The following is an 11,520-nucleotide window of genomic DNA, read 5'->3' on the forward strand; positions in this document are numbered from 1 at the left end:
CGAATTTTACATATTTTTATTTGATTTATATCTATCTTAAAATCTTATCAAATTCTGTAAAAAATCTTTCATTTTCATAAGATGTTCCTATAGTAATGCGTATAGCATTTAAACCATAGCTTTTTAAATTTCTTATTATTATACCCTTTTTAAGCAATTTTTCAGACAAATCTGTACTATTTTTTTCATCAAAAAAATAAGTGATGAAATTTGTATAACTATCAATGATTTTGATATTATGTTTTTTAGCAAATTCTTTATAAAGCTCCATTTGAGAAAAATTATTCTCTAAAGTTTTTTCAGTAAATTCATCATCATCCATTGCTGCAACTGCTGCTTTTAAAGCAAGATTGCTCACATTAAAAGGCGCACGAAGCTTGTAAAATGCACTAATAATACTAGCATCAGCTATGCCATAACCAATGCGTAAGCCTCCTAATCCATAAAGCTTAGAAAAAGTTCCCAAATAAAGTACATTGTCAAATTCTTTAATCAATTCACAAGGTTCTAAATGTTTTTTGCTATCTTTAAAACTTGCAAATTCATTATAAGCTGCATCAATCACAACTAAACAATCCTCCTCCACACCTTTAATAAATTTGGTCACTTCACTTGCATCCAAACACTCGCCTAAAGGATTGTTTGGCAAGCATAAGAAAATGAGTTTAATTTCATCTTTGTGCGTTTCATAAAGCTTTTTAAACTCATCTAAATTATGAGTAATGCTTTGAGTTTTATAGCACTTTGCACCGCATTGTTTGGCGTAAATTTCATACATAGCAAAGGTAACTCCAGCTTGCAAAAAAGCATTTTTAGAATTTAACTTAGCATGTATAGCAAATTCAATCACTTGATCACTGCCTGCACCGATAATAATATTTTCATTTTGAACTTTGTATTTTTGAGCCAATGTGCTTTTAAGTTCTATCATACTATCATCAGGGTAAAGATGGGCTTTGTTTGCATTTTGTCTTAAACATTCTATAGCTTTTGGTGGCGTGCCAAAAGGATTTTCATTACTTGCTAATTTTATCACTTCTTTAACGCCATATTCTTTAGCAATAACTTCTATATCTTTGCCGGGTTCATAATTGCTTAAATGATTTAAAAATTCATTAAATTTCATCTTTCTCTCCTGATAAATAAGATCCAAGCCAAACAATCTCTTGTATATCTTTTAAAGCTTTTTTTACATTTTCATCATCAATATGCCCTTCAAAATCTATATAAAAACTGTGTAAAAATTCTTTTGATTTTACAGGACGAGATTCAAGCTTGGTAAGATTGATATTTTCTTTTTTAAACTGCTCTAATAAAAAGCTAAGCCCCCCAGGTTTATGTGCTGTGTGTGCTAAAATAGAAGTTTTACAATTTGGCATTTTAGGATTTTTAATATCGCTTAAAATTAAAAATCTTGTTTTATTGGCTGCATTATCTTCTATTTTATCAAAAAGCACAGGCACATTATAAAGCTTAGCCGCTATTTTAGAGCAAATTGCTGCTGCATATTTATCTTGCGAAGCTAGATAAGCCGCATTAGCTGTAGATTTTGAAGGAACAAATTCTATAGCACTAAGTTCATGACTTTCTAAAAATTTACGACATTGATTATAACCTTGTGGATGCGAATAAATACGTTTGATTTCTTTTAAATTTTCATTAATTCCCACAAAAGAATGATGAATATCCATATAAATTTCACCAAAAATTTTAAGCTCATTATACCTACCTAGACAATCTAAAGTAATACCTACTGCACCTTCGGTATTATTTTCTATAGGCACAACACCGTATTTTGCTTCTTTGTTGCTTAACTCTTTAAAAACATCTTCGATATTAGCCAAGGCTATATAACGACTCATCGCTCCAAAACGACTTCTTGCTGCTTGATGAGTATAAGTTCCTTCAGGCCCTAAATAAGCTATAGTTTGAGGCATTTCTAAATTTCTTGAAACTGCAAAAATTTCTTGATAAATTGCCTCTATGGCATTTTGATCTAAAAGTCCTAAATTTGCATTTTTTAAACGATTGATAATGGCTCTTTCGCGCTCAGGACGATAAATACTTCCCCCGCTACTTTGTTTAAGCTCGCCTATGCTTTTAACATAAGTCATTCTTTCGTTTAAAAGTTCTAAAATTTTATCATCAACCGCATCGATTTTATTTCTAAATTCTTCTAAATTTAGCATTTTAGCTCCTTTAAAAACTCAAAAACACTAGGATAAACTCCATCAAGCAAATCCGTATCAAGCCCTTTTGTGTCGCTTATTTTGCCGCTTAAAACTAACAAGGTTTTCATGCCGAGTTCTTTTGCCTTAAGCAAATCTCCTCTAAAATCATCACTAATGATTTTAATATCTTCAAAATCGATTTTTGAATTTTGTCTTCTTATCAAATTTAAAGCTTCTTTATAAAAAGCAATGCTAGGCTTACCCACAACCTCGTATTTAAAATCAATAGCATTTTTAAGCATAGCCATAATGCTACCTACACCAGGATAAGGCCTGCCATCTTTTTTATAAATGCTAGTTTCGTGCATAGCTATAAACCTAACTTCTCTTCTAGCAAATTCTATCATACTAGCAAAATCTTTAAATTTAAAATCATCATAACTAGCTACAAGCACAGCACTAGGATTTACAAAATCAAGTTCAAAACCAAGATTTTCAAGACTTTTTACAAACTCATCTGCACCAAAAGCCACAACTTTACAAGGTTTTAAAAGGTGTTTTAAAACGCTAAAAGGATCAATATAAGCATTTTCTTTTATAGCCAATCCTTTTTGCTGTAATTTTTCTAAAAAATCAAGTTTTTTTGTATTGTTAGTAATAATAACATAAGGAAGATTTTTTGCATTTAAAAAATCGATCAATTCTTTAGCACCATGGATTAAACTCTTATCATGATCAGAAATTAAAGTCCCTTGAACATCTAAAAAAAACATTTTAAGCCTTTAAAAATTTCTCTTCTAAAACGATTTGATTTTCAAAATTTTCTCTTTGACGGATCAATCTTACCTGTCCTTCTTCAAGGGCTAATTCGCAAACTTTATTACGAGTATTGTAGTTACTACTCATGCTAAAACCATAAGCTCCAGTATTTTTAATAACCATTATATCACCACTTTGAGTGCTAGGTAAAGACCTTGCTTTAGCAAAAAAGTCTCCACTCTCACAAATTCCACCTACAACATCACATAAACTCTCTTGGGCTTGAGTATAAGGTAAGATTATTTCATGATAAGCCTCGTATAAACTTGGGCGTATAAGATCATTCATCGCTCCATCTACTACAACAAAACGCTTGGTTTTATTTTGTTTTTCATAAAGTACTGAACAAACAAATTCTCCACTTTTAGCAACTAAATACCTTCCAGGCTCCATTCCTATGGTTAAATCAAGCCCATGAAGTTGTGCTAATATACCTTGTGCATAATTATAAAGATCAACTTCACACTCATCTTTTTCATAAGCCACACCCAAGCCACCGCCTATATCAAAAAATTTAAGATCGATTTGCAAGGCTTTTAACTCTCTTACAAGTTTTGCGACAATGGCTGCTGCTTCATGAATAGGAGAAATATCTAAAAGTTGCGAACCTATATGAAAATGCACTCCAACAGGCTCTAAAAAAGATGAATTTTTTGTATAAAGATACATTTTTCTTGCTATATCAATTTCAACACCAAATTTATTTTCATTTAATCCTGTAGAAATATAAGGATGAGTTTTTGCATCAACATTTGGATTAACACGAATACTAATTCTTGCCTTTAGATTAAGTTCTTTAGCCACACTTTCTAAAAGCATCATTTCAGCTTCGCTTTCAAGGTTAATATATAAAATATCATATTCTAAAGCTTGTCTTAACTCTTCTTTGGTTTTTCCTACTCCACTAAAAATAATCTTATAAGCTTTTGCCCCTGCTTTTAAGGCACGCTTTACCTCGCCTATACTCACACAATCAAATCCACTATCTAAATTTGCAAGCATTTGCAACAAACTTAAATTTGAATTGGCTTTTACAGCATAAAAAATTTGAGATTTTCTAGCCTTAAAAGCCTCTTTGAGATTTAAAAAACGCTCTTTTATGAAATCAAAATTGTAAATATAAAAAGGAGTATTAAATTCTTGCTTTAATTGTTTATAATCCATATTTAACCTTTAATTTTTATAATTTTACTACACAAAGCTTAATTTATCGATGCTTATAATACATATAAGCACTTAAACAACCCAAAATTATAATAGGCACTACAATGCCAATTTCACTTGCAATCACACTATTTTCGCTTAATCTAGTAAGCAAAAACAAGACTCCCCAAATCATCAAAGTCACTACAAAAGCTATAAAAGTTACAAAAGCAAGATTAAAAAATCTTGCTATTACAGGAAAAAAATAATACATAATAAGCATTAAAAATGGTGCAAAAAAAGGAGTAAAAACAAATTTATAAAGATTGATTTTAAGAGCATCTGTATTGACATTTTGCGCCTTAAAAAGCTCAAAACTTTCAAGTGCGTCAGATATTGAATAATCACTATTACTAGCAACCCCTTCTATAATCTTTGGTTTAAAACCCTCAAGTGATTTAAGCTCGGAGAAATCTTGTATCTTTAAACCATCATTAGCAAGTTCATAATTTTTAGGTAATAATGTAATATTACCATCTCGCAAAATCCAACTTTCACCTTCAAAATGGGCATTTTTAGCACTTACAAAAGAGCTTAAATTTAAATCATTGATATTAAAAATTTTTATATTTTGAGCACTATTTTGTCCATGATTTATCTTTGAAATATAAACAAAATTATTGTTAAATTTCAAAAACACTTCTCCACTTTGATTCATAATAGTGCCATTTTTTAAAATATTTCTCTTATAATCATTTGCATAAGCAAAAGAAGTAAAATTCAATCCTATATAAATACAACAAAAAAATAAAGCCCATAAAAAAGGAAATAAAATAACATAATTTCTGCTCAGTCCTAATGCATAAAGACTTACAAATTCATTTGCCCTGATCATGGAAATCAAAGAAACTACCAAGGCAAAAATCAAAGAAATGGGTAATACATAAGGTACTGCCGAGAAAGATAAAAACATAATATAAAGCAAATCAAGATTTGCGGCTTTTGGTAGATCTTTAAAATTTAAGAGCAAATCAATACCACAATAAAAACCAAGTAAAGAAAAAAATATAATAAAAAAATTTTTTAGATAAATCCCTGAAATAAAACGAAAAAATATCCACATCTTAAGCCTTTAGGCTGTATTTAGATGATATAGCAGACAAATCATCATTTTCAATAAGCTCAAGCAAAGCTTTTTTTGTATGCTCTAAAACTTTGCTTAAAGTTATTTCTTCTTCGGCTTTAAACTTGCCCAAAACATGGGAAATCACATTTTCACCCTTTCCCACTCCTATACGCACTCTTTCATAATCATTTCCACATAAAGTATCTATGCTTTTAAGCCCATTATGTCCACCACTTGAACCGCCTTTTTTAAAGCGCAAGGCTCCTAAATTTATATCTATATCATCATGGATAACTATCATTCTTTCGCATTTATAAAAATCATTCACTGCTTTTACACTAAGTCCTGAATTATTCATATAAGTACTAGGTTTAAGAAGAAGCAAAGAAGAACCTATTTTAAAAAGTTCTCCTTTAAATTTAGAGTTTGTAAGATTTGTAAAATTGCTTTCTTTTAAAAGCAAGTCAATTAGCATAAAACCGACATTATGACGGGTATTTTCATACTCTACGCCTATATTGCCAAGCCCTACGACTAAAATCATCTAGCTTTTTCTACACCTACAACCGCTACTCTATCAGCATCAATCATAGTTACTCCCGCAGGAACTACAATATCACGAACAAGCAAAGCATCACCCACATCAAGCTTACTTACATCAAGTTCGAAGAAATTTGGCAAATTTTCAGCTGCACATTTTACTTTTAATCTTCTTTTTGATTGGATTAAAACACCTTTATTTTTAAGACCTATAGCTGTTCCTGTGATTTTAACTGGAACCATGTATTTAGAAATCACACCTTTTTGTGCAACTTTTAAATCCACATGTTTAAGTTCTGCAGTTACAGGATCTTTTTGATAATCCACAACTACAACGCTTAAAGTTTGAGAACCTACTTTTACATCAAAAATTAAAGTAGTTTTTTTACGAACTTCCTTAATAAACTCATTTACTTTAAAAGCGGCATTGATGTTTTCTAATCCTTTTCCATAGATGTTTGCGATTAGATAACCATCTCTTTTTAAAGCTTTAGCAGCTTTTCTACCGATACTCTCTCTAACGATACCTTCTAACATCTTTTGTCCTTTCTTAAAAAATGAGCTTTGATTATATCTAATTTTGGCTTATGGAAAAGTAAATTTATAGCTTCTTTTAATTTCTTTAAGATATAATTTGTTTTATAAATTATGTTAATTTAAGGCTTCATGTGAATGAAAAATTCAATATCAATATAGCTTGGTTTTTAATAATCTTAGGTGGGATTATAGAATGCTTTTGGGTAAGCGGACTTAAGTATTCTACAGAAATTTGGCACTATATTTTAACAGCCATTGGGGTTTGTATTTCTTTTACTTGCTTTTTAAAAGCTTGTGAAAGACTTGAAGTAAGTATTACTTATAGTGTTTTTGTAGGCATTGGCACTGTTGGGGTGGTTTTAAATGAAATGTTTATTTTTAACGAGGCTGTTTCTATAGTTAAACTTGTGCTTATAGCGATTTTACTTTTAAGCATTATAGCCCTTAAATGGGTAAGCAAGGAAGCTTAGTTATGGAATGGTTTTATTTGTTTTTAGCTACTGCTTGTGAAATTTTTGGTGTGGTGATCATGAAAGAACTTGTAAGCACTAAAAACAAGCTTTACCTTTTGGCTTTGATTGTGTGTTTTGGATTTTCTTTTACTTTTTTAAGCTTAAGTATGCAAAATATCGCTATGAGTGTTGCTTATGCTATATGGACAGGAGCTGGAACTGCTGGTGGGGTAATGATAGGAGTACTTTTTTATAAAGAAAGTAAAAGTTTTTTAAAACTTTTTTTAATCGCTGTGATTATTGCTTGTACAGTAGGTTTAAAATTTCTTTCTTAAGGATTTTTTGTGCAAATTTATGTGAGTGGAATACATACTGATGTAGGAAAAACACATTTTAGTGCAGCTTTTTGCGCGAATTTTAACTATGACTATTTTAAACTCATTCAAGCAGGAACTCCAACAGATAGCGATTTTATTGCAAAATTTAGCCCAAAAACAAAGATTTTTAAAGAAGGTATTTTTTTGCAAACTCCAGCTTCTCCTCATCTTGGAAAAATCAAAGAAAAGCTTGATTATAAAGCCTTAGATATCATTTTACCAAAAAGCAAAAACCTACTTATTGAGCTTGCGGGTGGGCTTTTTTCTCCTATGGATGAAAATTACACTATGATTGATTTTATGAATATTTTTAAACACCCTACGATTTTAGTAGCAAAATACTATCTTGGAAGTATTAATCATATCTTGCTTAGCATTGAAGCTTTAAAGCAAAGAAATATCAATATTTTAGCCCTTGTGATGATGGGTAAAAAAGATATCTTACAAGATGATTTTATAAAAAATTATGCAAAAATTCCTATAATCAATCTTGATTTTTTTGATGAAAATAGTATTTTAAATAAAGATTTTAAAGAACAAATGCAAGAAATTTTACAACTTAAAATTCCTTAAAAATCTGCTCTAAACTCTCTACTACATAAACGATTTGTTCTTTTGTGATGATGTAAGGAGGCATAAAATAAATCGTATTTGCCAAAGGTCTTAAAAGCAAACCTTTTTCTAAGGCTTTTTGAAATACAAAAAGCCCCACGCGTTCATATTTATAACTTAAAATATCAAAAGCACTAATCATTCCGCAAGTTCTAAAATTTCCTAAAAAATCAAATTTTTTAAGTTTTGAAAATTCTTGTTGGATAAAGGCGCTTAAAATTTGATTTTTTTCTAAAATATTTTCATTTTCAAAGATATCTAAAACCGCATTAGCCGCTGCACAAGCTAGAGTATTTCCTGTATAACTATGAGAATGTAAAAAGGCTTTTTGCTCGCTATAAGGTGCATAAAAGGCATTATAAATTTCATCCTTTGTAAGCACCACAGAAAGAGGCATAAATCCTCCTGTAATTCCCTTTGAAAGACAGATAAAATCAGGGCTTTGTTTGCATTGATGCAAGGCAAACAAAGTTCCTGTGCGTCCAAAACCCACTGCAATTTCATCAAAAATCACTTGCACATTAAAATCATGGCAAAGCTTGATCGCTTCATCGATAAAACCAACTTCATACATGTGCATATTTCCCGCACATTGCACCAAGGGTTCAAGAATAAAAGCACAAATTTCACTCGAGTGTTTTTCTAAAATATCTTTTAAAATTTCAAGCTCTTTAGTATAGTCTTTACCTTGTGGCACAGGAGTGCTTAAACACTCTAAAAGCAAGGCTTTGTAAGTATCTTTATATAGCGCAACATCGCCTACGCTTAAAGCCCCTAAGGTTTCACCATGATAGGAATTGCTTAGGGATAAAAATTTATTTTTTTTCAAACCTTTATTTAAATGATAATGAAAACTCATTTTAAGTGCTACTTCAATGACACTTGAGCCATTATCTGCATAAAAACATTTATTAAAATCACGCCCCACTTTTTCACAAAGTCTAGCCGAAAGTTTGATGATAGGCTCATGTGTAAAACCTGCTAAAATCACATGTTCAAGCTCATTAACTTGTTTTTTAATGGCATTTGCGATTTTTTCATTACAATGACCAAAAAGATTTACCCACCAAGAACTCACACAATCCATATAAGCTTTATCATCAAAATCATAAAGCCACACGCCTTTTGCTGTTTTTATAGGGATTAAAGGTAAAGTTTCGTGATCTTTCATTTGTGTGCAAGGGTGCCAAATGTGTTTTAAATCGAGATTTTTTAAGATTTGATTTTGCATCATAACTTCTTTTTTAAAAATATTTTGGCAAAATAATACTTTAAATTTTTAAATTTACAGGAAAAAAATGAAGCTTGAAAAAATTTTGCAAGATCTAGAGCAAAATCACAATCTAAGAACTCTAACGCCTTTAAAACATGAAAATAAATTTGTTTATAAGCAAGATCAAAAACTTTTAAATTTAGCAGGAAATGATTATCTTTATTTGGCGTCTTCTAAAGAGTTAAAAGCTGAGTTTTTGAACACCTTAAAAGATCAAGATTTATTTTTTTCAAGTTCGAGTTCAAGAAGTTTGAGTGGAAATTTTGAAATTTATGAAGAATTAGAAAGTTTTTTAAAGACTAAATTTAAAGATAAGGAAATTTTACATTTTAATAGTGGTTATCATCTAAATATCTCTTGTATAGCAGCACTTTCTAGCGTTTCTAAGACGCTTTTTTTAACCGATAAATTTATTCATGCAAGTATGATTGATGGTTTAAGACTTGGCGGAGCTGATTTTTTTCGTTTTCATCATAAAGATATGAATCATTTAGAGAGTTTAATCCAAAAACATTATGATAAATATGAAAATATCATCGTTTTAAGCGAAGCTTTGTTTAGTATGGATGGAGATTTTAGCGATTTTAAAACTTTGTGTGAGCTTAAAAGACGTTATGATAAAATTAAGCTTTATATAGATGAAGCACACAGCGTGGGTTGTTTTGATGAAGAAGGTTTGGGGCTTGTTAAAAAACTAGCCTTGGAAAATGAAGTGGATTTTTTGGTTTTTACCTTTGGTAAAGCCATTGCTTCCATAGGTGCTTGTATAATATGTGATGAAAAATATAAAAAATTTTTCATCAACAAAGCTAGAGCTTTTATTTATTCTACAGCCTTGCCACCTATTAATGTAGCTTGGACGCAATTTATTTTTAAAAAAATGCCTTATTTTAAGAAAGAAAGAGAAAAATTAGAGTTTTTAAGTACTTTTTTTAAAAGTAAATTGCAAGAAAAAAATCACACTGTTTTAGGCGATGCTTATATTATTTGCTTGCTTTTAGGTGAAAATAAAAAAGCCTTAGAAATTTCACAAAAACTCCAAAAAGCTGGATTTTTTGCTCCTGCGATCAAAGAACCTACCGTGCCAAAGAATAAAGCCAGAATTCGTTTTTCCTTACATGCAGGACTTAACACAGAAGAACTTGAAAGGATAATAGAGCTTTTATGAAATATGAATTTTTATGTAAAAATCCTGATTCAAAAAAACTTATAGTGATATTTGGGGGATTTGCTTCACATCCTAGTCATTTTTCGCATTTAAAAAGCAATAAAAATGTGATTTTATTTTATGATTATGAAAATTTTGATTTAAATTTTGATTTCAAAGCTTTTGATGAACTTTTTTTAATCGCTTTTTCTATGGGGGTTTGCGTAGCAAATAGACTTTTAAAAGAGCTTAATTTTAAACAAAAAATAGCCATAAATGGCACAAATTTAGGTATAGATAAATCAAAAGGAATTCATCCTACAATTTTTAAAAAAACCCTGCAAAATTTTAAATTAGAAAATTTCAAAGAAGTTTTATTTGAAGAACGCAAAAGCTTAGTCAAAGATTTTATTTTTAAAGATGAAAAAGCTTTAAAAATAGAACTTGAAAAACTTTTTGACTTTGCTTTAACAAAACAAGAAGAAAATTTGCTTTGGGATAAGGTTTATTCAAGTAAAGAAGATAAAATTTTTCCACCAAATACTTTAAAAAATGCTTTTTCAAAACTTATTTTTTTAGATGAACCGCATTTTGCTTTTTTTGATTTTAAAACTTGGGATGAAATTTGAATTTTTTAAAAGCAAAAGATTATGAAAAACATGCAAAAGTGCAAGATTTTATGGGTTTAAAACTTTGTGAAATTTTAAAAGATTTAAAAATTTCACATTTTGAAAAAGTGTTTGAATTTGGTTGCGGTAGAGGTGAATTGAGCAAAAAACTTCAAAATTTCATTACTTTTGATGAATATTTAAAAAACGATATTTTAGATTTTAAAGAAAATTCTAATATTTTAATTTTTGATATGAACGAAATTGCAAAACAAGATTTAAGTAAAGAGAAATTTGATCTTATTGTTTCAAATGCAACTTTGCAATGGCTTGATTTAAAACGCATTTTACCAAGTCTTAGGGATATGCTAAATCAAAATGGGATTTTACTTCTTTCTACTTTTGCAGAACAAAATTTAAAAGAAATCAAGCAAAGCACGGGTTTTGGTTTAAATTATTTTAGCTTAAATGAATTAGAGCAAATTTTTAAAGTCTATTTTAATGAGGTAAAAATTACTCAAGAACTCATAGAATTAAGCTTTGATAATGCTTTAGATGTTTTTAGGCATTTAAAATTTAGCGGTGTAAATTCTTTAGGATTTTATCCTTTAAATAAAAGTTTTTTAAAAGAATTTGAAGAAAAATTTCAAAACAAACTCACTTATCATCCTGTATTTATTTTATGCAAAAATGATATAAAATGAATTTTTTGTGT

14 protein-coding genes are annotated in these 11,520 nt (G+C 29.7%); 6 read left to right on the forward strand and 8 right to left on the reverse strand.

The genetic code is table 11. From position 1 onward, the window contains the following. Positions 1–31: 31 nt before the first annotated feature. From hisC to AJ939_RS05175, 7 genes are read right to left on the reverse strand one after another with little or no spacing between them, the layout of a single operon-like run. Positions 32–1,126 carry a histidinol-phosphate transaminase gene (gene hisC / locus AJ939_RS05145; protein ID WP_002922251.1) on the reverse strand — a complete coding sequence of 365 codons (1,095 nt, stop codon included), beginning with the start codon at positions 1,124–1,126 and terminating at the stop codon, positions 32–34. Beyond that, entirely contained in the window at positions 1,116–2,189 is a 1,074-nt protein-coding gene (gene pheA / locus AJ939_RS05150) for a prephenate dehydratase (RefSeq protein ID WP_070239982.1), read from the reverse strand. Before pheA ends, hisC begins: the two co-directional genes overlap by 11 nt. After that, a complete protein-coding gene (locus AJ939_RS05155) occupies positions 2,183–2,944 on the reverse strand; it encodes an HAD-IIA family hydrolase (protein ID WP_070239980.1) in 762 nt (253 codons plus the stop codon). Before AJ939_RS05155 ends, pheA begins: the two co-directional genes overlap by 7 nt. Before the next feature lies 1 nt (position 2,945). Continuing rightward, complete coding sequence (gene lysA, locus AJ939_RS05160; protein WP_070239978.1) at positions 2,946–4,154, reverse strand: diaminopimelate decarboxylase; 1,209 nt, start codon at positions 4,152–4,154, stop codon at positions 2,946–2,948. Between the two features lie 43 nt (positions 4,155–4,197). Then, a complete protein-coding gene (locus AJ939_RS05165) occupies positions 4,198–5,256 on the reverse strand; it encodes an LptF/LptG family permease (protein ID WP_070239976.1) in 1,059 nt (352 codons plus the stop codon). Between the two features lies 1 nt (position 5,257). Further along, positions 5,258–5,803 (reverse strand): aminoacyl-tRNA hydrolase, encoded by a 546-nt coding sequence (gene pth, locus AJ939_RS05170; protein WP_002892865.1) that lies wholly within the window; start codon positions 5,801–5,803, stop codon positions 5,258–5,260. Continuing rightward, positions 5,800–6,336: a 50S ribosomal protein L25/general stress protein Ctc gene (locus tag AJ939_RS05175; protein ID WP_002791314.1), complete on the reverse strand. Its 537-nt coding sequence runs from the start codon at positions 6,334–6,336 to the stop codon at positions 5,800–5,802. Before AJ939_RS05175 ends, pth begins: the two co-directional genes overlap by 4 nt. A gap of 131 nt (positions 6,337–6,467) precedes the next feature. Here AJ939_RS05175 and AJ939_RS05180 point away from each other — a divergent pair, with 131 nt between their 5' ends. From AJ939_RS05180 to AJ939_RS05190, 3 genes are read left to right on the forward strand one after another with little or no spacing between them, the layout of a single operon-like run. Continuing rightward, entirely contained in the window at positions 6,468–6,806 is a 339-nt protein-coding gene (locus AJ939_RS05180; RefSeq protein ID WP_002892867.1) for a DMT family transporter, read from the forward strand. A gap of 2 nt (positions 6,807–6,808) precedes the next feature. Continuing rightward, a complete protein-coding gene (locus AJ939_RS05185; protein WP_002794052.1) occupies positions 6,809–7,123 on the forward strand; it encodes a DMT family transporter in 315 nt (104 codons plus the stop codon). 9 nt (positions 7,124–7,132) lie between these two features. After that, entirely contained in the window at positions 7,133–7,738 is a 606-nt protein-coding gene (locus tag AJ939_RS05190) for a dethiobiotin synthase (protein WP_070233671.1), read from the forward strand. Here the strand turns inward: AJ939_RS05190 and AJ939_RS05195 are convergent. Beyond that, positions 7,725–9,008 (reverse strand): adenosylmethionine--8-amino-7-oxononanoate transaminase, encoded by a 1,284-nt coding sequence (locus AJ939_RS05195; RefSeq protein WP_070276373.1) that lies wholly within the window; start codon positions 9,006–9,008, stop codon positions 7,725–7,727. The two genes, AJ939_RS05190 and AJ939_RS05195, sit on opposite strands and share 14 nt — an antisense overlap. 67 nt (positions 9,009–9,075) lie before the next feature. Between AJ939_RS05195 and AJ939_RS05200 the strand changes: the two genes are divergently transcribed. Genes AJ939_RS05200 through bioC form a run of 3 tightly spaced genes read left to right on the forward strand, consistent with a single transcriptional unit; the run spans position 9,076 to position 11,509 of the window. Then, a complete protein-coding gene (locus tag AJ939_RS05200) occupies positions 9,076–10,218 on the forward strand; it encodes an aminotransferase class I/II-fold pyridoxal phosphate-dependent enzyme (RefSeq protein ID WP_070276371.1) in 1,143 nt (380 codons plus the stop codon). After that, positions 10,215–10,826 carry a pimeloyl-ACP methyl esterase BioG family protein gene (locus AJ939_RS05205; RefSeq protein WP_070233674.1) on the forward strand — a complete coding sequence of 204 codons (612 nt, stop codon included), beginning with the start codon at positions 10,215–10,217 and terminating at the stop codon, positions 10,824–10,826. Before AJ939_RS05200 ends, AJ939_RS05205 begins: the two co-directional genes overlap by 4 nt. Further along, the gene (gene bioC / locus AJ939_RS05210; protein WP_070233675.1) at positions 10,823–11,509 is read left to right on the forward strand and encodes a malonyl-ACP O-methyltransferase BioC; all 687 of its coding nucleotides are present in this window, start codon (positions 10,823–10,825) and stop codon (positions 11,507–11,509) included. The genes AJ939_RS05205 and bioC overlap by 4 nt, the downstream gene beginning before the upstream one ends. Positions 11,510–11,520: the final 11 nt, after the last annotated feature.

This window comes from Campylobacter sp. BCW_6889 (assembly GCF_001762535.1).
Taxonomy (GTDB): Bacteria; Campylobacterota; Campylobacteria; order Campylobacterales; family Campylobacteraceae; genus Campylobacter_D; species Campylobacter_D jejuni.

Bases quoted from the DNA above. Each gene is read 5' to 3' on its own strand.
- pth (WP_002892865.1), bottom strand. From the start codon at position 5,803: ATGATTTTAGTCGTAGGGCTTGGCAATATAGGCGTAGAGTATGAAAAT.
- AJ939_RS05205 (WP_070233674.1), top strand. From the start codon at position 10,215: ATGAAATATGAATTTTTATGTAAAAATCCTGATTCAAAAAAACTTATA.
- pheA (WP_070239982.1), bottom strand. From the start codon at position 2,189: ATGCTAAATTTAGAAGAATTTAGAAATAAAATCGATGCGGTTGATGAT.
- AJ939_RS05165 (WP_070239976.1), bottom strand. From the start codon at position 5,256: ATGTGGATATTTTTTCGTTTTATTTCAGGGATTTATCTAAAAAATTTT.
- AJ939_RS05175 (WP_002791314.1), bottom strand. From the start codon at position 6,336: ATGTTAGAAGGTATCGTTAGAGAGAGTATCGGTAGAAAAGCTGCTAAA.
- hisC (WP_002922251.1), bottom strand. From the start codon at position 1,126: ATGAAATTTAATGAATTTTTAAATCATTTAAGCAATTATGAACCCGGC.
- AJ939_RS05195 (WP_070276373.1), bottom strand. From the start codon at position 9,008: ATGCAAAATCAAATCTTAAAAAATCTCGATTTAAAACACATTTGGCAC.
- AJ939_RS05185 (WP_002794052.1), top strand. From the start codon at position 6,809: ATGGAATGGTTTTATTTGTTTTTAGCTACTGCTTGTGAAATTTTTGGT.
- AJ939_RS05155 (WP_070239980.1), bottom strand. From the start codon at position 2,944: ATGTTTTTTTTAGATGTTCAAGGGACTTTAATTTCTGATCATGATAAG.
- lysA (WP_070239978.1), bottom strand. From the start codon at position 4,154: ATGGATTATAAACAATTAAAGCAAGAATTTAATACTCCTTTTTATATT.
- AJ939_RS05200 (WP_070276371.1), top strand. From the start codon at position 9,076: ATGAAGCTTGAAAAAATTTTGCAAGATCTAGAGCAAAATCACAATCTA.